Source organism: Nonomuraea mangrovi, from assembly GCF_042681425.1.
In the GTDB taxonomy this organism is placed as follows: domain Bacteria; phylum Actinomycetota; class Actinomycetes; order Streptosporangiales; family Streptosporangiaceae; genus Nonomuraea; species Nonomuraea mangrovi.
In genome coordinates this window covers 1-20,387 of the sequence record NZ_JBHUFV010000024.1, presented here as the reverse complement: position 1 = coordinate 20,387, position 20,387 = coordinate 1, and the positions used below count along the sequence as shown (strand labels likewise).

Sequence of the window (20,387 nt, the reverse complement as noted above, 5' to 3'; positions counted from 1 at the left end):
CCAAAGGAGAGGACGACATGGCGGAGGACCTGAGATTCTCCCTGCTCGGCCCGGTGCGCGCCTGGCGCGGCGGTCAGGAGCTGGATCTGGGCTCGCCGCAACAGCGCCTGGTCCTGGCCATGCTCCTGCTGGCCGAAGGTCGCGCGGTCGGCAATGACCGACTCGTGGACGCCGTCTGGGGCAAAGAACAGCCGCGCACCGCACTCAGCACTCTGCGCACCTACATCTCAAGGCTGCGCCGGGTGCTCGGTGACGGTGTCGTGTTCTCCTTCGGAGACGGCTACGCACTGCACGGCGGCCTGCGTGACGTCTCGGAGGTGGAGCGACTCCACAGTGAGATGCGATACACCGAGGCGCTCGCGCTCTGGCAGGGCGAGCCGCTCGCCGGGCTTGAGGGCTTCTACGCGCAGGCCCAGCGTGTCAGGCTGGTCGAGCGGCAGCTGACCCTACTCGAACGCCGCCTCGACCAGGACCTTGGGGATGGCCGCCACGCGGAGGTCATCTCCGAGCTCACCGTGCTGTGCGCGAGCCACCCGACCAGGGAGCGACTGCGGGCGCTGCTGATGCTGGCGCTCTACCGGTCGGGCCGCCAGGCGGAGGCCATCGGCGTCTACATCGACACGCGTGAACTGCTCGCCGACGAGCTCGGGGTGGATCCGTCCCGGGAGCTGACCGTGCTCTACCAGCAGATCATCAGCGCCGACCCAGTACTCGGCCGGACGGTACGGCCTGCGGCGCACACGGCGGTGCCGAAGCACACGCCCAGACAACTGCCCGCCGATGTCGCCGACTTCACCGGCAGGGAGAAGGAAGTCGAGGGCATCGCGGCCGCGCTGCGCGCCGGCGAGACCTCGGCCCTGGTGGTCTCGGCCGTCGCCGGCGTAGGCGGAGTCGGCAAGACGACCCTGGCCGTTCACGTCGCACACCAGCTGACCGGCGATTACCCGGACGGGCAACTCTTCGTTGACCTGCGTGGTGCCGGCGCCAAACCGGTCGAGCCCACCACGGTCCTCGGCTCGTTCCTCCGGGCGCTCGGGCAGGATGACCTACCGGAGGAACCGGCGGAACGAGCCGCGCTCTACCGTTCCGTTCTCGCCGATCGTCGCATACTCGTGGTTCTCGACAACGCGTCCGACGTCGGCCAGGTACGACCGCTTTTGCCAGGCTCGCCACGCTGCGGCGTGCTCATCACCAGTAGAGCCAGGCTGACCGGGCTCACCGGCGCCCGCCAAGTGGACCTCGAGGTGCTCGGCCCCATCGACGCGCTGGAGCTGTTCACCAGGATCGTGGGCGAGCATCGCGTGGCCCTCGAGCGCGGCGCCGCCTTGGACCTCGTCGCGGCCTGTGGCTTCCTCCCTCTGGCGATCAGGATCGCAGCCGCCAGGCTGGCGGCCAGGCCGAACTGGAGCGTCGCCACCATGCGTGACCGGCTGTCAGACGAACGCCGCCGACTGGCCGAGCTGCGGGCAGGCGACCTGGCCATCGAGGCCACCTTCTCGCTGGGCTATGAGCAGCTCGACACGGCGCACTCGCGGGCCTTTCGGCTGCTGGCCGTGCCAGATGCTGCCGGCGTCTCGTTGCACGCGGCGGCCGCGCTGCTCGACCTTCCTGAAACTGAAGCTGAGGCAGTATGCGAGAGTCTGGTCGACGTGAGCATGCTCGAGTCGCCGTCACCCGGGCGCTACCGCTTTCATGACCTGCTCAAGATCTACGCCCGATCCCGGTCCGAGGATCACGAGGTACAGCGGTCGGCGCTCGGCCGGTTGCTCGACTTCTACCTGGCGTCCATCGCCTCGGCGTTCCGGCAGTTGTATCCCGGCGACCGTCGGCCCGCCAAGGTGCGAACCCGCCTGGCTGGGCTGTACTTCGCCGACGCGACAGCTGCGGTCGAGTGGGCGGACCAGGAGGAGCAGAGCTTGCTCGGGTGCATCGAGCAGGCCGCCAGGACCACGGGCACTCACGTGCATCAGGTCGTCCAGCTGCTGGACATGGCGGCGGACGCGCTCGGGTATGAGTCAGACCCCGCACGATACGAACAACTCGGCGACCTGGTCGTGTCAGCAGCCGTCGAGTCGGCGGAAAGGGCCTGGGAAGCGCAAGCCCGTTGCCTGCGCGGGCTGACCCGGGTGAGCAGGAGCCGTCTGGACGCCGCCACCGAGGACGGCCTGGCAAGCCGGGAGCTCAGTCTGCAACTGGGCGACCTGGACACCTATGCCGAGTCGCTGAACCTCCTCGCTCTGAGCGCGATGAGCAGGCGACAGATGACCGAGGCGGTCGACTGGTACTTCCAAGCCGTCGAAGTGTGGCGCTCACTGGACGACAAGGCCGACCTTGCGCTCGGACTGGGGAATCTGGCACGGGCGTTGATCGACCTCGGCCGGGTGAGCGAGGCCATCGCCGCGGCGCAGGAGGCCGAACAGATCTCCCTCGGTCTCGGCGACGGCCGGCCGGACCCGAGCGCGGCCTACCAGCTGGGAATAGTGCTGCGTGAAGCCGGCTACCCGGGTGAGGCTCTGGTCAAGCTCGAGATCGCACTGGCGGAATACCGCAGGCTCAAGCAGCGGACGTGGGAGGGTGCGGTGCTTTTCCGGATGGCCGAGACGCACCTGGCCGCGAACGCGTCCGAGCGCGCGCTCGACCACGCCGAGGACGCGCTCGCGATCCTTGCGGAGGCGGGTGACGAGTGGGGGCAAGGTATGGCGTTGACCGCGCTCGGTCGGGCGCTGGGCGAGTTGGGCCAGCCGGGACGGTCGCGGGCCTGTCTGCGCGAGGCCCTGGAGATCTTCGATCGGCTCTCGCTGCCGGAGGCCGCCGACGTCCGCCTGCTGCTCGATGCGGTTGAAGCCTGAGGGATGGCCGTCGCTCACCTCGGGCGGGCCACCTCGGGACGGGCCTTTTCCAGCAGCGCTCTGACTTCTGCGGCCTTGGCAGGGAAGGATTCGTACAGCTCCAGTGCCCGTTCCCAGCACGAGTGCGCCCTGCTGTGCTGGCGCAGGGCGTGCAGAGTCTCGCCCAGCTCGCTCCAGGCCGCGCCGTCGGCCCAGCCGCCGCCGCGGCGTTCCTCGGCCAGCACGACGGCCGCCTCGGCATGGGGCAGAGCCTCGGCGGCGCGATCCAGCGCGAGCAGCACGCGGACCAGGTAGATCAGTGTGGACTGCTCCCACGTGAGATTGCGCCGCTGCCGGAACAACGCCAGCGCCTCCTGCAACAGGGGGAGCGCCTCATGGTGGCGTCCGGCGCGAGTGAACACCTTGGCCATCGCGACCACGGCGTACGGGTCGCGGACGTCGTCGCCCAGGTGGGCCCGCATGACGGTCTCGGCCTCATGGAGGGTCTCGATCGCCTCGTCGTAGCGTTCGAGGGAGGCCAGCCGCTGGCCGACGCCATAGAGCATGGCCGCCTCCTGATAGCGCTCGCCGAGCTCGTGAAAGCCTGCCGCGGCCTGCCGATAACAGTCGAGCGCCACGTCCTGGCGGTCGTGACGATCGGCCTGGATCACGCCCATGGTCGACAGGGCCACCCAATGGTGGTTCATGTCGCCCGCGCGCAGGGTGACCTCCATGGCCGCGGCGCACTCGGCGATCGCATCGTCCAGGCGGCCGGCGTCGCGCAGGACATGGGCGAGGGAGGCGCGGGCGCGCCCCTCGACGAAGACCTCGCCCGCGGCGGCGGCGCGGGCGGCAAGGTCGTGGAACCTGGGGACCAGCCTGTTGGATTCATAGGCGAACAGCAGGATCAGGTCGAGGATCTGCAGCTCGCTCGAGAGATCCACCGCTTGTACCCGGATGAGGCATTCCAGCTCACAGGCGACCCACGCGGTGGCCGCCTCCATCGTGTCGAAGGTGAGCCCTCCCTCAGCCGTCACTGAGACGGCCGAGGGATCGCCTGGATTGAGGGTGTTGAAGGCGTTGCGTGCCGTGGCAAGGTAATGCTCCAGCAGCCGGGCGAGTGCCGGCCGGTCCGGCTCGGCCAGCGAGCGTGCGTAGGCGCGCAGCAGGTCGTGGTAGCGGTACCGGCCGGGGGCGGGGGATTCCAGCAGGCTGAGATCCACCAGCGACTCCACCAGAGCCTCGGTCTCGACCTCGCTCAGGTCCACCATCGCGGCAGCGGCCGCCAGCGGGAGGTCCGGCCCCTCCGACAGCGCGAGCAGCCTGAAGGCTCGGGCCTGGGAAGGATCGAGCTGGCGATACGACAGCTCGAAGGCGGCACTCACCGCCACGTCAGAGGTCCGCAGGGCGGCCAGCCGCTTGCTCTCGTCGGCCAGCTTGTCGACCATCACACGGATCGGCCAGCCGTGGCGGGTGGCGAGCCGGGCGCCGGCCACCCGCACCGCCAGCGGCAGGCGTCCGCACAGCTCGACCAGATGCTCGGCGTCCGCCGTCTCCGCGGACACCCGCGGGGTGCCGACGATCCGCTCCAGCAGTCCCAGGGCCTCGGCGGCGGGCGGCACGTCCACCTCGACGAGGCGGGCGCTCGGCAGGAGGGAGGGGCGTGCCCTGCTGGTCACCAGCACCCGGCAGGAGGACGAGCCCGGCAGCAGCGGCAACACCTGTGCGTGATCGCGCGCGTTGTCGAGAACCACCAGCACGCGCCGATCGGCCACCGTGGAGCGGAACAGCGCCGCGCGCTCCTCCAGCGTTTCGGGCAGGCGCTCGTCGGCGACGCCCAGCGCCCGCAGGAAGGCGGCCAGCACAACCGCAGGATCGGCCGGCGCGGCGCCGGCGCCCTGCAGGTCGGCGAAGAGCTGCCCGTCCGGGAAGTGTTCCCGTACGGCATGCGCCGCCCGCACGGCCAGCGTGGTCTTGCCGACACCGCCGATGCCGGTCATGACCGTGACCATGGGCGCCTGACCGGCTCGGGCCGCCAACGCCGCCACCAGGCCTTCGACCAGCTCGGCGCGGCCGGTGAAGTCGGCCGGGCCGGGCGGCAACTGCGCAGGGACCTGCATCAGGGCGGGTGCAGGAGCACTGTCAACGCTCAGCAGGTGCTGAAACAGCTCGGCCACCTCGGGGCCGGGATCGATGCCCAGCTCGTCGGCGAGCGTCTGCCGTAGGTCGGCGAAGACCGCCAGCGCCTCAGGGCGGCGTCCGCCGGCGGCCAGGGCTCGCATCAGCAAGGCCCGCAACCGCTCCCTCAGCGGATACCGCGCCGAAAGCTCGGCCAGCTCTGCCAGGACCTGACCGGGCGCCTGCCCGCTGTCCAGCTCCTGGGCACAGGCCGATTCGATGGCCACGAGCCTGACCTCTTCCAGACGGCGCAGGTGAGGTCCGCGCAGGCCGGCAGGCTCACCCGTCCATAACTCCAACGCCTCGCGGTAGGCGCCCTGGCGGGTCAGCCTCTCGAAGTCGGCCAGATCCGTGCCGACGCCGGCGAGCGCGTACCCGCGTCCCCGCGACACCAGGTGCTCATGGCCTATCGCCTTGCGCAGCAGCGACACGTAGGTGCGCACGATCGAGAGCGCCGAAGCCGGGGGCTCGTCGTCCCAGAGGGCGTCGATGATTCCCTCGATCGGCACCGTACGCTCACCGGCCAGCACCAGCACCGCCAGCAGCTCCCGCTGCTTCGGCGGCCCGAGCCGCACCTCAGCACCGTCACGCCAGCCCCGCACCGGCCCCAGCACAGCCACCCGTACCGCCACAAACACCCCCGAGCCAAGAACTATAGGTGAACGCGCGCGACCGAATCGTGATCAAGATCGCTTTCCTACCGCCGAAATCCGGTCCGATTCTCCCCGAAGGCCGATAGCGCAGCGACTGGTCGGCCCACATTCTTGCCGCGCTTCGCCCGGCTGATCCCGGGGGTGCCGCCACGCGGGTGCGGACGGATGTTCAGAGGGGACGGGGAAGTGCGGGCACGGCGGGAAATGGCGGATCTCGGTGAAGGGGCCTGATCAACACGTGGAGTGGATCAATCCACCCACGGGAGCGGTCTCCACCATGGCGTTGTACCGCTGGACGGCGGCTGTCGTCTCCTCCACATAGATCTCGATGCCTTTGTCCATCAAGAGGTCCAGCGTCTCGGGGCACGTCTGCAGGAGCATCCGCATGCCGCGGGAGAGAACGATCACCTGGCTGCCGTTGTCGAGCAACTCCTGTACGTCGGCAGGCTGGATGCCAGGAGTGTGCCGCGTGCCGGTCTCGTTCCAGTCCCAGGGGCGTCCTCCACCGGGGTAGAGCTTGAAATCCTTGCCTTCTCCGAGGCCCTCGACCACCATCCGGCCCCAGGAGATATGTGTGATCAAAGGTGATCGACGCTCCATACGCCGAGATTACTCGCCTCGCGTCGCGCCTGATCGGTCGCAGCAGGAGTGGCCGCCAGTTCTGCGACACGGGGGAGAGGAAGGAGCGCGGCCTCAACCACGTCACAGAAGCCCGCGTTCCATGGCCACGACGACCGCCGCGGCCCTGCTGTCGACGCCGAGCTTGGCGAAGACGTGCTTGAGATGCGTCTTCACCGTCGTCTCGCTGATCAGCAGCGTCCTGGCGATCTCCTTGTTCGCCGCGCCGCGCGCCACCAGGCGGAGCACCTCCAGCTCCCGCGGGCTCGGCTCCTGCACAGGGGGCCTGCCGATGATGGCGGACGCGATCGACGGGGCCAGGACCGCTCCTCCGGCGGCGGCCGTGCGGACCGCCCGGTGCAGCTCCTCCCGTGGCGCGTCCTTCAGCAGGTAGCCCGCGACCCCGGCGGCCATGGCCCGCATCACGTCCGCGTCCGTGTCGTACGTGGTCAGGACGATCACCTTGATCTCCGGATGGTCGGCGTGCAGCCGCTCGATCGCGCCCACCCCGTCGAGTCCGGGCATGCGCAGGTCCATGAGCACCACGTCCGGGCTTGCCCGCCTGGCCATGGCCAGCGCCTCGAACCCGTCGGACGCCTCCGCCACGACCTCGATGTCGGCCACGTGGTCGAACATGCCGCGCAGCCCGTCACGGACCACCGGATGGTCGTCGACGATCATCAGCTTGAGGGGATGCGCAGGCACAGCGCCGTCCCTTCCCCCGGAGCGGACTCCACCGTCAGCGTGCCGCCCACCCCGCCGGCCCGCTCGCGCATGGCGGCCAGCCCGTACCCCTGGCTCCGCGCGGCCGGGTCGAACCCCGCCCCGTCGTCGAACACGTCGAGCGTCACCTCGTCGTCCATGTAGGTCAGCGTGATCGCCACCCTGCCCGCCCGCGCGTGCTTGGCGACGTTGGACAGCCCTTCCTGCGCCGCCCGGAGCAGCGTTGCCCCCACCTCGCCCGCCAGCGGCCTGGGCGTGCCCTCCACCGACACGGTCGCCGTCAGCCCCGACGTCCGCGACCACCGGCCGGCCACCTCCGTGAGCGCCGCGTCGAGCTGGGCGTCGGCCAGCGGCCCCGGTCGCAGCGCGTCCACGGAACGCCGTGCCTCCCGCAGGTTGTCGCGCGCCAGCTCCTTGGCCAGCGAGATCCGCTTCTGCACGGCGGGCAGGTCGGGCATCGCCTGCTCGGCCGCCTCCAGCTGGGTGATGATCCCGCTCAGTCCCTGGGCGATGGTGTCGTGGATCTCCCTTGCCAGCCTCGCCCGCTCCTCCAGGACCCCGACCGTTCTGTTCTGCGCGCTCTGCTTGGACACGTAGTCCACGAACAGCCCGATCGCCACCACCAGGCCGGCGGCTCCGGCGAGCTCCCACAGGGCGCCGGGGTCGTCCAGCCTGCCCCGGGCGGCGAAGGTGCACAGGACCGTCGCCACCGCCCCCGCGTAGGACCAGGGGGCGGCCAGCATGAGGTACGGCTGGGGCATCAGACCGAAGATCACCACGTCGAAGGCGCGGTCGCCGACCACCAGGGCGACGTAGAGCCCGCAGATCACGACCAGGTGGAACGCCATCGGGTTGAGCCGCCCGATCAGCTCCGGCCGCCGCACGACGAAGAACCAGTGCCAGAGGGCCATCAGCGCGACGATGCCCAGCGTCAGCGGCTCGGGGCCGCCGTTCTCGCCGATCGACAGGATCGACCCGAGGGCCAGGCAGGCGTAGAAGAGCCAATGGAAGGCACGCGACCAGCGCGCCTCCCAGATGCTCATGTCGTCACTCCCATCGGAACAGCGCGGCGGCGACGGCCGTGCCGGCCACGATTATCCCGGTGAGGATCATCATCGGGAAGACCGCGGCGGTGCCGGACCACCCGTCGCTCAGTGCCTGCACGCCCGGGGTCAGCGGCAGGAAGTCGCCGATCTGGCGCAGCGAGTCCGGCAGCGCCTTCCTGGGCACGGCCGCGCCGGCCAGGAAGATCATCGGGAACATGACCAGCATCCCGATCAGGCTCGCGCCCCTGGTGTTGCGGACGACCGCCGCGATCACGAACCCGAGCGAGCAGACCATCACCGAGCACAGCAGGAAGGCGGCGGCCAGCAGGGGCACGTTCCTCGGTGCCTCGACGTCGAACACCACGATCGAGACGACCACCAGCACCACCGCCCCCGCCAGCGTCGCGACGACCTGCGCCACCAGCTGGCCGGCGAGCAGCAGGACGGGGGAGATCGGCGTGGCGGCCAGCCGCTTGAGCACCTTGCGTTCGCGGTAGGAGGCCACGATGCCGGGCAGCGCGCCCATCCCGCCGATGGCGGCGATCATCGCGATGTACCCGGGTACGGTGCCGCTCTCGCCGCGCTTCAGCACCAGCAGCATGAGCGGGAACGCCATCATGAAGAACATCGACGCGGGGTCGCGAAACAGCAGCCGCAGCTCGGTGGCTGTGAGAGAGGTGAACGCTTTCATCGGTCCGCACCCTCCAGCGCGAAGTAGGCCTCTTCCAGGGAGGCGGTGCCGGTCCCAGCGATGATCTCGCTCGGGCTGCCCATGGCCCTGACCTGGCCGCGGGCGAGGACGGCGACCCGGTCGCAGAGCGCCTCGGTCTCGTCGAAGTAGTGGCTGACCAGCACGACGGTGGTGCCGGTCGTCTTGAGATCCTTGACCAGCCGCCAGGTTTCCCTGCGCGCGATCGGGTCGAGGCCCGTGGTCAGCTCGTCGAGCACGACCACCTCGGGGTCGCCGACCAGGGCGAGCGCGAGCATCAGCCGCTGCTTCTGGCCACCGGACAGGTCGCCGAACGCCTTCCGCGCCAGCGGCCCGAGCCCCCAGCGTTCCATCACCTGCCGCCAGTCGGCCGCCCTCTGGTAGAAGGAGCCGAACATGCGCAGCGCCTCGGCCACCTTGATCCGCTCCGGCAGCGAGCTCTCCTGCAACTGCGCCCCGACCCGCTGCGCCGGCCCCCGCCGCCTGCGCGCCGGGTCCTCGCCGAGCACCCGGACCGTGCCCCCGTCGGGCCGCCTGAGCCCGATCAGGCACTCGACGGTCGTGGTCTTGCCCGCCCCGTTGTGGCCGACGAGCCCGAACGTCTCGCCGGTCCGTACCGTGAACGTGACACCGTCCACGGCGTGCGTGCCTCCGTATGTCTTGCGGAGGTCCCTCACTTCGATGGCTTCCATGCTCAAAGCGTCGTGCGACGGCGAGCCGTACGGCATCGCCCATCACGTCGCCCGGCATCCTCCATCCGAGGGATGCCGTCTGCCGGGGCGATGTGGTCGACTGGAGCGGTGGAGCCGATGAGCCGGCGGCCGTCAGCGTGAGCCCGCCAGGTCGAAGCAGCGGCCGGCCGCGCAGGCGCAGGGCTCATCGCCGCCGACGACGCCGGCAAGTACGAGGTGATCGGCCGCCGTCGACGCCAGGCGCGGAGCCGGGAGAATGGGAGCATGACCCAGGTCTCGCTCACACCGCTGACCGTGGCCGACGCCGACGAGATGGTGGACGTCCTGAGCGGTGACGATCTCTACGCCTTCATCGGCGGCTCGGCCCCCACACTGGACGGCCTGCGCGCCCGCTACACGCGGCAGGTCGCCGGCCGTTCTCCCGATGGGCAGGAGGAATGGCACAACTGGATCATCCGCAGGGAAGCCGACGGGCAGGCGGTCGGCTACGTGCAGGCGACGATCACTGAACAGGGCCGCAGAGCCGAGATCGCCTGGGTGGTCGGCGTCGGCTGGCAGCGGAGGGGATACGCCACCGAAGCCACCCAGGCGATGATCGCCCGGCTCTTCGCCAGGGACGTCGACCGCGTCGTGGCGCACATCCACCCCGGCAACGCCGCCTCCGCCGCCGTCGCCGCACGGGCAGGGCTCACCCCCACCGACCGGTTCGACGACGGCGAGCGGCTGTGGGAGCGGGCGCGCGGCTGACCGGTGAGGTCGCTCGCCGGGCTCGATCTCGAAGGCCACCTTCACCCGCTTGTTGAGCTCCTCGAGGAACGCCTCGTCGGAGTCGACGGTTGTTCGCTGTACGCACCGCTCAAACCGTCCGTCAGGACGTCGGTCTGCGGCCCTCGTCCGGGCGTGGCGGCCTTCGGCCTGCCATCCGGCTCTTGTGCCTTCTGACCTCGTCTTCTCTGGGCACGCTTCGGCGGATCTCGTGGATGATCTGGATGAACGCACGGATCCGGGTGTTCTCGCCGGTCTTGCGCCAGAGGAGGCCGTACTCGATGGGCGGCGCGTCGCTGAAGGGCACGAAGGCGACGCCAGGCCTGGCATAGTAGCGGGCGCCGCGCGCGGCTACCACGGAGACGCCTTTGCCGACGTGGATGTGGGAGAGCACCTCCTGCCAGTAGGTGATGGGCGGGCCGTGCGGGATGGGACGGCCCGCGGGAGTTCGCTGTGGATAGTGGTAGTCCAGCCAGTAGTCGGGGATGTTGCCGGTCATCGGCAGGAGGATGACGTCGGCGAGGTCCTCGAGGGAGACGGTCTCCCGCCGGGCGAGGGGATGCCGGTCGGGGACCATGAGGGCGCGGGGCTCGGAGAAGATGACGGGACCAGCGGTGATGTCCGGCTCGTCGATGGGGAATTCGGTGAGCTGGAGGTCGAGTTCGCCGGCGCGCAGCGGTCCGAGGGGATCGCCCAGTTGCACCTCCTGAATGTGGACCTCACAGTCGGGGTAGCGGACGCGGAAGAGGTCGGCGGCTGTGACGACGAGGTCGCCGGACCACAGGGCGGAGAAGCCGACCTTCAGGGTGCCCGTGATGCCGCGGGCGGCGATGATGGCCTGTTCGAGTCCGGTCCCGATCTGTTCGTAGGCGGGGCGCAGATCGGCACGCAGCCGCTGCCCCAACTCGGTGAGCCGCACCGCGCGGCTGGTGCGTTCAAACAGCGGCGCCCCGACCTGGCGCTCCAGTTTCTTGATGGTCTGGCTGATCCGGCCGGTGGTCACATGCAGCCGCTCGGCGGTGCGCCCGAAATGGAGCTCCTCGGCCAGGACCAGGAACGCTTCCAGCTCAAGTCGTTCGAGCACGAGCCCTCCAGGTCGTTGAGCCCCGGTAAACGATCGTTTCGCTTTGGCTCGTTGTTCGCTCTTTCGCCGTACTGCACGCTGGAAAGGACGGTCCGGCGGCAGGAAACGGAGAACAACGATGAGCAAGGTCGTCGTGGTCATCGTCGTCTCCATGGACGGCGTCGTGGAGGAACCCACGTGGGCCGGGCCGTTCTGGAACGACGAGCACGCCAGGTTCCACAGCGGCCACCTGTTCGCCAGCCGCGCGCTGCTGCTGGGCCGCAGGACCTTCGACAGCCTGTCCAAGATGTGGCCGGCGATGGCGCGCGAGAGCGATTTCGCCGCCCGGATGGACTCCATCCCCAAGTACGTGGCGTCCACGACCCTGCGGAGAGCCGGCTGGAACGCGGTCGTGATCAAGGGTGACGTCGCGGAACAGGTCACCAAGCTCAAGCGCGAGCCCGGCCGGGACCTCCTGGTGTACGGCAGCGCCGATCTGGTCAACTACCTGATCAAGCACGGTCTCGTCGACGAGCTCAAGCTGCTTGTCCATCCCGTCGTCGTGGGCCCAGGCAAGCGCCTGTTTCCTGACGGCGTCGACAGCACGACCTGGACACTCGCCGCCACCTCCACCTTCGGCTCTGGCACCATCGTCCTGGAGTACCGCCCGGCGGCCGGTCAGCGGCTCATCTAGGACTGGTTCCACTCTGTCCTCCTTCTCTCTCACCCACGTATTCGGTTCGTGGCCGCGCCCTGTGCGCGCCGTACATGAAGGACCTGGCCGGTGGTCGGGCCACGCCGAACGCAGCGAGTTCGGCGTGGCCCGGTTCGCGCTCTGCCGTTGCCCGACCGTAAGGAGTCCACCCTCAGGGCGTACGGCTCGCTCAGTTCTGTCTACTGAGCCGGATCGGCCGCCTTGTCGGCAGGTCCGGCCTGGCCGCCGCAGAACACCTGCTTGACGAGCTTGTTCAACGGCTCAGGAAACTTCCCTGTCAGGGACCTTGCCGCGTCGTCCACGTAGTTCACCGAGGCGGTCAGGGTCTTGCTGCCGTCGGGTGAGCTGTACATCAGCGCGCCGTAGCCGTGCGGGGGAGCGCCGTTGTGCTGGTAGACCGTGCCGCAGTTCGGGCCCAGGTCCTGCACGAACAGCCCGAGGCCGTAGCCGAGCTTTCCGTACGGCTTGCGCATCTCGGCCAGCATCTCGGCCGGCAGGAGCTTGCCGCCGTTCAGGGCGGAGATGAACGTGTGGAGGTCCTGGGTGGTCGAGATCAGGTCCCCGGCGCCGGCCAGCAGGGAGAGGTTCTGGCGGGAGATGTCGACCGTCTTCTGCCGGCCGGCGGCGTCCTGGTAGCGGTAGTAGCCGTGGGCGTGCGGGCCGGGCAGCTGTGTCCGGTTGCCCGGCACCATGGTGTCCCGCATCCCGAGGGGGCGCAGGATCCGCCGCTGCAGTTCCTCGGCGTAGGAGCGGCCGGTGATCTTCTCGATCAGCAGCAGGGCCAGGGTGTAGTTGGTGTTGGAGTAGTTCTGGTCCGTGCCCGGCTCGAACCGCGCCGGCTTGGACAGCGCCAGCCGTACCAGCTTCTGCGGCCGGTAGGTCTTGAACCGGTTGGCCAGCCACGCGTCACCGGTGGCGGGAATGCCCGGCACGAACCTCCCGTCGTCGTAGTACTCGCCGGTGTAGTTGAACACCCCGCTGGTGTGCTGCAGCAGCATCCGCACCGTGATCCGCTCGTCCAGCCCGAGCTTGGGCAGGAAGCCGGACACCGGGTCGTCCAGCCCGATCTTGCCCTCGGCCACCAGCTGCAACACCAGGGTCGCGGTGAAGGGCTTGATGACGCTGCCCGTCCAGAACCGCCCGTTCGTCGGCGGCTTCGCGCTCTGGCCCAGCTTGCGCACCCCGGCGCTGCCGGTCCACTCGCTCCGCTGGTCGTGCACGCGTACCTGCACCCCGGCGAAACCGGCGTCGACGAATGCCTGCATGGCCTTCTGCAGCTCCGGGCGATCCTGCCCGGCGGAGGCCTTCTGCACGGCCCCGCTGTCCGCGGCGGCTACCGCGGGTGCGGCCACAGCCGCCCCGGCCAGCAGCGCGGCCGCCAGCGCCGTGACCGTCACTCGGCGGAAGACCTTGCCGAGCACTGGGGGCCGGTGCACGCCGTGGACACGCGGCCCGGTCGCCGTGATCGCTGAGGGGGAGGGGATCTTCATGGTTCCTTCGTCTCTGGTGTCGCGCTCGGGCGAAAGGCTCGCCGAGCAGCTCGGGGTTGATCGAACGGTCTGGGGTGCTCAGCCGTGTCGTCTGCTGAGCCGGCTCGGCTTCGTCAGCCGGTCCGCTCGTCGTGGAACACCGCCGTGACGAGCTTCTGCTTCACCTTCTCGAACGCCTCGGACATGGCGACCATGTCGAGCTCGGCTTCCCCGGTGGTCACCGAGGCGGTCAGGGTCTTGCTGCCGTCGGGCGTGCTGTACATCAGCGCCGCCCAGCCCCAGAAGCCGCCGTTGTGGTGCAGGAGGGTGCCGCCTCCCTCGGTGTCCTCCACGAACACCCCCAGGCCGTAGCCGATCGTGGGGTCGGGCTTGCGCATCTCGGCCAGCAGCGGGGCGGGCAGGAGCCTGCCGGAGTTCAGCGCGGAGAAGAACGTGTGCAGATCCTCGGTGGTCGAGATCATGTCACCGGCGGCGGAGATCCAGGAGGGGTTGAAGCGGGTGGTGTCGACCGTCTTCCACTCCTCGGCGTCCTGGTAGCGGTAGTAGCCGTGGGCGTGCGGCTCGGGGATGTCCGGCGAGGCGTCCGGCACCACCGTGCCCGTCAGGCCGAGCGGGCGCAGGATCCGCGCCTGCATCTCCTCGGCGTACGCGCGGCCGGTGACCTTCTCGACCAGGAGTCTGGCCAGCACGTAGTTGGTGTTGGAGTAGCTCCAGCCGGTCCCCGGCTCGAACCGCGCCGGCTTGGACAGCGCCAGCCGCACCAGTTCCTCCGGCTGGTAGGTGTGGAACCGGTTGTCGGTCACCCACTCCTTGCCCAGTCCGGGGATCCCCGGCGCGAACGTGCCGTCGGGGTAGTACTCGCCGGTGAAGTTGAACAATCCGCTGGTGTGCTGCAGCAGCATCCGCGCGGTGATGCGCCGGTCCAGCCCGTACTCGGGCAGGTGGTCGGCCACCGGGTCGTCCAGTTCGATCGTGCCGTCGGCCACCAGTTGCAGCACCAGGGTCGCGGTGAAGGTCTTGGTGGTGCTGCCGATCCGGAAGTGGCCGTTCGTCGCCGGTTTGGCGCTCTGGCCCAGCTCGCGCACCCCGGCGCTGCCGGCCCACTCGCCCTGTTCGTCGTGCACGCGCACCTGGACCCCGGCTGCCAGACCGGAGTCGACGAACTCCTGGATGGCCTTCTGCAGCTCCGGGCGGGCCTGGTCGGTGGTGGTCATGGTGGTGCTCCTTCGAATCTGGTGCTTCGGTCGAACGGGCGGATGGCGGCGTGCCGTCAGGCGGCGTCGAGGGCGGCGGTGATCTTGCGGATCATGTCGGCCGTGGTGGGGCTGGGCCGGCCCTGGTGGGTGCGGGCGGCTGCCTCGATGGCGACGATGACGGTGTTGCGGAAGTTGCCGGCTTCTGCCGGGTCCTGCTTGTTGAGCAGGTTCATGGATGCGGTCAGGGCCGGCAGCACCTGGTCGGCGAGTTCGGCCACGCTCTTGCCGTACAGGTCGATGTCCTTGCTCTTCGCGGCGAGGACGTGTCCGACCAGGCCGGTCGCGGAGGACAGAGCGATGGAGCCGTGAGTGGCGGCCTTGTGCGGAGAGCCTGCGGCGTCGGCGGCGGACAGCAGCGAGACGGCGCCGTAGGCGGCGGTGCGCAGGGTGGCCTTGTCCTGGGCGGTCAGGGTGACGGACATGGTGTGCTCCTTCGGGAGTCCGTTGTCGGGGAGGTGTCGGTGTTGCTTGTGGTCAGAGCATTGCCAACCGCCCTGATACGGGGTCGTCGCCGGGCTGACACGGCCGCTGACACGACCTCGCGGGGTCGACGGCAGGGCCCTCTATGCGGTGACGAGGGTCCGGGTCTCGCCGGCGGCATGCGCGCCGGTCTTGCGTCCGCGCAGCAGGAGCAGAGTTCGTCGAGGGGGTTCAGCTGGTCAGATCAGTGAGACGTGGCCCGAACGATCACCGGGTCTCCCGCGGGGCGGCCGAGGCGGTCGCCGATGACGCACAACACCCGCTCAAGCCCGCTCCACAGCCGAGACTCCATGTCGCCGGGCGTGGAGAATCGATCATGGCCGGGCAGCACGGTGTGCACCCGGTGCGAGACCCGGCTGATGCCGTCTTCGGCCGATGTCACCGTGTGCACGCCGCCGTACCAGCTCTGTACGGCGACGGCCCGAAGACCCGGATCGACCGCGATGTCGACCTGACCGTCCGTCCCGGCGACCACGGCTCGGTACGAGCCTGTGAGGTCACCGGCGAGCACGGTCATCGCGCCGCGTCGCGCGGCGGACATGCCGGCCAGGACGAGCAGGTTGTCGTCGCCCACCCGGCCGGGCTTGACGGCCAGCAGCAGGTCGGCGACCGCGTCGGCAGGGGCGTCGACCGTGCCGGCCACCTCCCATCGGATGGGAAGCGCGGTCAGCGCGGAGAGCAGGAAGTTCATCGGGATCGCCTTCCGGGGAGAGGGGCGGGTGCCGGTCACGTCGCCGAGACTGGCACCCGCGCCCCCGCCCCCGGGAGGGCGACAGCCTCCCGATGGGACACGCAACACTGAAACACTCCGCTGACCTGCGGTTATGTGGCGATGCCCAGCTGTCCCAGATGTGTCCCAGGTGGGACGCCGCCGCTCACCTGTCCGCGGGGTCCGCTCCCGGTTCGAGATTCATCGCGGCGAGCACGCGGCGGGCCTCGGCCTCCAGATGGCGAAGACCGAGGGCCGTGGCCAGGTCGAAGGCCTGTCGCAGGTGACGCGCGGCCTCGCCGCGATCGCCGGCCGCGAGGCAGGTCTCGCCGTACGGTATGAGGATCGGGGCGGCGCGCAGTCGTTCACCGGTCTCGTGGATGATCCGCAGGGCTTCCGCGTGATGATCCAGCGCCTCCACGACCCGGCCAAGGGCGCGGGCGGCCATCGCGATGTCGGTCAGGCTCAGCGCCTCCGCGATCCGGTGGCCCGTCGCCCGGGTCTGGGCCAGTGCCGTACGGAAGAGCTCCAATGCGCCCGAGGCGTCACCCGTCTCGAGCGCCACCGCGCCGTGCACTCGCAGCGCCATCGTCTCCAGATGCAGGTTGTCGATGTCCCGAGCCACCTTGACCGCTTCGGTGGCCGCCTCGTGAGCCTCTGCGAACCGGCCGAGTTGAACCAGCGCGTGACCGATCCGCGCACGCGTCACCACATGGCCCTGCGTGGTGGTTGCTTCCGGCTGCAGATCGGCGGCCTGCCGCAGAAGGTCGATGGCCTCCTCGAAGCATCCGTCGTCCATCTGCCGTTCGGCGAGCCGCTGCAACGCCATTCCTTCCCCGTCCCGGTCGCCGGCCTCCGCCATGAGGGCCCGAGCGGCCCGGTAGTCGGCGCTCGCCTCGGCCGCGCGGCCCGAGAACTGCCGGGCGATGCCGCGCCGGTAGGTCAGCCAGGCCGCCGCCCGCCGGTCGCCCAGACGTTCGGCGGCGGGGAGCGCGGCGTCCAGTACCCGGCCCCACCGCTCCATTCCGCCACGTCTGCCGAAGTAGACGCCCATGACCTGGGCGAGCCCGGCCGTAGCCGTGTCGAGGCCGAGCTCCACCGCCAGCTCGAACGCTGTGACGATGTCGGGCACCTCCGCGTCCAGCCAGGCGAGCGCCTCGTCGTGGCCGTCGAAAGCCGGAAGAGCGGTGGGCGGATAGGACACGGTGATCGGCGCCCCCGCCGTCTCATGGGACATCGCGGCGTCCGCGGCGAGCATGCCGCTCAGGTAGTAGTCGAGCAGCCGCGCGATCGCCGGACTCCGGTCCGGCGACGCCTCGGCGACGGCCACCTGCCGCAACAGGTCATGCATCCGATAGCGGCCGGCCGCGGACTCCTGCAACAGGTGCGCGTCCACCAGATCCTCCAGCAGGGACCGCGCGTTGCCGAAGGGGACGTCGGCCAGCGCCGCCGCGGCCCAGGCGTCGACGCCCTCACCCGGCACCAGTCCCAGCAGCCGGAACATCCGCCGTTGCGCCGGATCGAGCTGCCTCAGGGACATCGCGAGGACGTTCGAGACGTCCAGTTCGCCGCTTCGCAGCCGTTCGGCGAGCGTGGCGACCGTCCACGCGGGACGGTGCCGCAGCCGGGCCGCCGCCACCCGGATGGCCAGAGGTAGATAGCCGCACAACCGGAGCACCTCCGCCGCGGCCTCGGGATCACCCGACGATCTCGCGCCGCCCGAGGCGGTCACGAACAGCTCGGCCGCGTCCACCGCCGGGAGGACCTCGAGCGTGATCGGACGGACGGTGTCCAACTCGACCATCCGCCGGCGGCTCGTCACCAGGGCGAGGCTCGCCCCCGCACCCGGAAGGAGTAGCCGGACCTGGTCCGCGTCGACGGCGTTGTCGAGAACGATCACGGCCCGGCGCCGCGCCAGCTCGGCCCTCCAGAGTGCGGCCCGCTCCGACGTGGCCTCGGGAATGCGGGCCGAAGCCACGTCGAGCGCGGACAACAGCACACGCAGCGCCTCAGCGGGCTCGACCGGCTCCCGGCCTGGAGTGAACCCGTGCAGGTCGACGTAGAGCTGCCCGTCAGGGAAGTCGGCGGCCAGCCGGTGAGCGGCGCGCACGGCCAAGGCGGTCTTGCCCACGCCCGCCATGCCGTCGATCGCCACCATCCGGCTCGTGCGGGCGGCCTCCAGCAGCGCCGCCAGCTCCTCCCTGCGGCCGGTGAAGGCGCTGATGTCGTACGGCAGGTCGTTGCGTCCCGCCGAAGCCGCCGAAGCCGCCGGGCGTGACGCCGACGGCCGAGGTGTCACGGGGGCACGCTTGGCGCGCTCCCACAACGGCCGCAGCGGCCGAGGATCGCGGCCCGCCACCTGGCACAGCGCGACAACCACCGGCCAAGGCGGCACCGACTGCCCCGACAGGTATCGGGACAACGAGGAACTGCTCACATGGATGGCGCGTTCGAGCTCGCGCAGACTACGTCCGGACGCCTCCCGGATCTGCCGCAGACGCTCCGCCAGCTCGTTGCTCACCTGGTTCCGATCCCTCGTCAGAAGTTCTCTTTGGGCGACAAATTACACATACGGCCAGAGCGCGGTCAGACCGTGGTGCGGCTGCCTGATGTTCGGTGCGGGCCGGAACGCGCAGGCCGCCCGCGCCGGCCGCCACCGCGCTCGCGCAGGCCGCCACCGCGCCCGCGCCGGGCCGTAACGATCTCCCGCTACCTTGGCCTGCACGGTTTCACGCCGGGGTGCGTGCCGGTCGAGGCAGCGGAGGCTTTGGCTGCTGCTGCTGCTGCTCGCGGCGCTCGGCGTGGCACCCGGCCGGGTCCCCGGCGGCGAAGCGGAGCGGGCCGCCCTGTGGCGTGCCGAGCTGAGCCGCCAGGCGGGCGATCGTGCTGCTGGACAACGCCGCCGACGCCGCGCACGTGCACGGTCTGCTCCCGGCGCCGGTCAGAGCCTCATCGTCATCACCAGTCGCCGCCGGATGGTCGAGCCGGACCAGGCCCAGCCGATCTCGCCGGACGTCCTGTCCGAGGGCGATGCGGCGGAGCTGTTCGCCAAGCTCCTGGGTCCCTGGCGCACGTGACCGAGGTGCTGGTGTTGAAGCGAACCTCGATTTCCACTTCGACGCTCGGCTGCGGCCCGCACCGCGTTCCTCATCGTTGAAGGTGGTTAAAAGGGCGTTCCAATATCGTCCCTTGTTGCGTCTTCTACCGCACTACATCCTGATCTAGCCGCGACCCGGCGCACGCCGGTACGCGACCTCGCTCAAGGAGAGAAGACCAATGGAGATCAGCGTTCACACCTTCGTCAGCCTCGACGGCGTCATGCAGGGCCCCGGCGGAGTCCAGGAGGACCCCAGCAACAACTTCCAGCGCGGCGGCTGGCTCGTGCCCCACTCCGCCGACGGCCAGCTCGACCCCGTCGACGGATGGTTCAGGCAGGCCGACGCCATCCTCGTGGGGCGCAAGACCTTCGAGATGATGCGCACCTACTGGTCGCAGGTCACCGATCCGGACAACATCGTGGCCACCGCCCTCAACACCTGGCAGAAGTACGTCGTCAGCAACACTCTCTCCGACGCTGACGCCGCCTGGGGCAACACCACGGTGCTGCGCGGTGACATCGTCGAGCAGGTCCGCCGGCTCAAGGAGCAGCCGGGTGGTGAGCTGCAGGTGCACGGCAGTTGGCAACTGGTGCGCACCCTGCACGACGCCGGACTCGTCGACACCTACAGGGTGCTCCAGTTCCCCGTCGTCGTCGGTGACGGCAAGCGCCTGTTCGCCGACGGTGCCACACCGGCGACCTACCGGATCACCGAGTCGGAGGTGCTGAAGGGGGGCGCGGGCGCGGTCTCGCTCACCCTGCGCCAGGCCGAGTTCGGCACCACCGGCACCGGCGAGTTCGTGGTGCACGACGGCCAGGAAGTCATCGCCTGAGCACGGCGAGGTGACAGATGGTCGGCACGCGGGCGCGCTCTTGACTGTTCGATCTGTCCATATTTCGCCATGTTGGCCTTCTCCTGCGCTGGGGCTCTCGGCCAGGCTCGTGCGGGGCGCGGAGTCGCGCTCCCGCAGGGTGCTGTTTGCCTTTTCCTGCCAGAGGGTGATGGCGGTCGCCGACCGCTCTTGCGCTCATCCGCGGAGGTGCATGCGAGTTTTGACGCACTACACGATTTCCCGATGGGTGCGGCGACTTGGCTTGTTCTGGGCGTTTGAGGACTTTCCCCAGGTCATGGCGGGCCGCCCGCTTCCGGTTCGTGGAGCGCCCTGGGGCCGTCCTGGGCCTGCCACCCCGACGTACCGGGCGCCCAACGCCACGAACGCGCCCGCATCCGGAGCGAACGCGGACACCGCTGGGGCCGACCCAGCCCAGCGGCATAACACTCGAAAGCGAACGGTCACCGCACTAAGGCCTGTCTGATAATTCGGTTTGGCGGAGCCACAGCATGAGGGAAGCGATGGTGACGCC

At 70.0% G+C, this 20,387-nt stretch carries 16 protein-coding genes; 4 read left to right on the top strand and 12 right to left on the bottom strand.

The genetic code is table 11. The annotated features are described in order from the left end of the window. Positions 1 to 17: 17 nt before the first annotated feature. Positions 18 to 2,849: an AfsR/SARP family transcriptional regulator gene (locus ACFSKW_RS16605; protein WP_379573142.1), complete on the top strand. Its 2,832-nt coding sequence runs from the start codon at positions 18 to 20 to the stop codon at positions 2,847 to 2,849. A 14-nt stretch (positions 2,850 to 2,863) separates the two neighbouring features. On the opposite strand, the gene ACFSKW_RS16600 is transcribed toward ACFSKW_RS16605, so the two are convergent. From ACFSKW_RS16600 to ACFSKW_RS16575, 6 genes are all read right to left on the bottom strand, one after another. Further along, positions 2,864 to 5,581, bottom strand: coding sequence for an AfsR/SARP family transcriptional regulator (locus tag ACFSKW_RS16600; RefSeq protein ID WP_379573141.1), 2,718 nt, complete (start codon positions 5,579 to 5,581; stop codon positions 2,864 to 2,866). 309 nt (positions 5,582 to 5,890) lie between these two features. After that, positions 5,891 to 6,241 carry an Mth938-like domain-containing protein gene (locus tag ACFSKW_RS16595; protein WP_379573140.1) on the bottom strand — a complete coding sequence of 117 codons (351 nt, stop codon included), beginning with the start codon at positions 6,239 to 6,241 and terminating at the stop codon, positions 5,891 to 5,893. 120 nt (positions 6,242 to 6,361) lie between these two features. Beyond that, positions 6,362 to 6,958 (bottom strand): response regulator, encoded by a 597-nt coding sequence (locus ACFSKW_RS16590; protein ID WP_379573223.1) that lies wholly within the window; start codon positions 6,956 to 6,958, stop codon positions 6,362 to 6,364. Beyond that, positions 6,958 to 8,043, bottom strand: coding sequence for a sensor histidine kinase (locus tag ACFSKW_RS16585; protein WP_379573139.1), 1,086 nt, complete (start codon positions 8,041 to 8,043; stop codon positions 6,958 to 6,960). Before ACFSKW_RS16585 ends, ACFSKW_RS16590 begins: the two co-directional genes overlap by 1 nt. Before the next feature lie 4 nt (positions 8,044 to 8,047). After that, a complete protein-coding gene (locus tag ACFSKW_RS16580; protein ID WP_379573138.1) occupies positions 8,048 to 8,737 on the bottom strand; it encodes an ABC transporter permease in 690 nt (229 codons plus the stop codon). Continuing rightward, positions 8,734 to 9,447 (bottom strand): ABC transporter ATP-binding protein, encoded by a 714-nt coding sequence (locus tag ACFSKW_RS16575; protein WP_379573137.1) that lies wholly within the window; start codon positions 9,445 to 9,447, stop codon positions 8,734 to 8,736. The genes ACFSKW_RS16580 and ACFSKW_RS16575 overlap by 4 nt, the downstream gene beginning before the upstream one ends. Before the next feature lie 264 nt (positions 9,448 to 9,711). Here ACFSKW_RS16575 and ACFSKW_RS16570 point away from each other — a divergent pair, with 264 nt between their 5' ends. Beyond that, complete coding sequence (locus tag ACFSKW_RS16570) at positions 9,712 to 10,194, top strand: GNAT family N-acetyltransferase (protein ID WP_379573136.1); 483 nt, start codon at positions 9,712 to 9,714, stop codon at positions 10,192 to 10,194. Positions 10,195 to 10,315: 121 nt separating this feature from the next. Here the strand turns inward: ACFSKW_RS16570 and ACFSKW_RS16565 are convergent, their stop codons facing one another. After that, positions 10,316 to 11,296, bottom strand: coding sequence for a LysR family transcriptional regulator (locus tag ACFSKW_RS16565; protein WP_379573135.1), 981 nt, complete (start codon positions 11,294 to 11,296; stop codon positions 10,316 to 10,318). Positions 11,297 to 11,414: 118 nt separating this feature from the next. On the opposite strand from ACFSKW_RS16565, the gene ACFSKW_RS16560 reads away from it, so the two are divergent. Further along, positions 11,415 to 11,969, top strand: coding sequence for a dihydrofolate reductase family protein (locus ACFSKW_RS16560; protein ID WP_379573134.1), 555 nt, complete (start codon positions 11,415 to 11,417; stop codon positions 11,967 to 11,969). A gap of 200 nt (positions 11,970 to 12,169) precedes the next feature. On the opposite strand, the gene ACFSKW_RS16555 is transcribed toward ACFSKW_RS16560, so the two are convergent. The 5 genes from ACFSKW_RS16555 to ACFSKW_RS16535 form a co-directional block, all read right to left on the bottom strand. After that, a complete protein-coding gene (locus tag ACFSKW_RS16555) occupies positions 12,170 to 13,480 on the bottom strand; it encodes a serine hydrolase domain-containing protein (RefSeq protein ID WP_379573133.1) in 1,311 nt (436 codons plus the stop codon). Between the two features lie 113 nt (positions 13,481 to 13,593). Further along, positions 13,594 to 14,694, bottom strand: coding sequence for a serine hydrolase domain-containing protein (locus ACFSKW_RS16550; RefSeq protein WP_379573132.1), 1,101 nt, complete (start codon positions 14,692 to 14,694; stop codon positions 13,594 to 13,596). Positions 14,695 to 14,750: 56 nt separating this feature from the next. Then, positions 14,751 to 15,158 carry a hypothetical protein gene (locus ACFSKW_RS16545; RefSeq protein WP_379573131.1) on the bottom strand — a complete coding sequence of 136 codons (408 nt, stop codon included), beginning with the start codon at positions 15,156 to 15,158 and terminating at the stop codon, positions 14,751 to 14,753. Between the two features lie 242 nt (positions 15,159 to 15,400). Then, entirely contained in the window at positions 15,401 to 15,907 is a 507-nt protein-coding gene (locus ACFSKW_RS16540; RefSeq protein ID WP_379573130.1) for a hypothetical protein, read from the bottom strand. Positions 15,908 to 16,091: 184 nt separating this feature from the next. Continuing rightward, on the bottom strand, positions 16,092 to 18,446 hold the full coding sequence (locus tag ACFSKW_RS16535; RefSeq protein ID WP_379573129.1) for an ATP-binding protein: 2,355 nt from the start codon (positions 18,444 to 18,446) through the stop codon (positions 16,092 to 16,094). A gap of 755 nt (positions 18,447 to 19,201) precedes the next feature. Here ACFSKW_RS16535 and ACFSKW_RS16530 point away from each other — a divergent pair. After that, complete coding sequence (locus tag ACFSKW_RS16530) at positions 19,202 to 19,855, top strand: dihydrofolate reductase family protein (RefSeq protein WP_379573128.1); 654 nt, start codon at positions 19,202 to 19,204, stop codon at positions 19,853 to 19,855. Positions 19,856 to 20,387 lie beyond the last annotated feature (532 nt).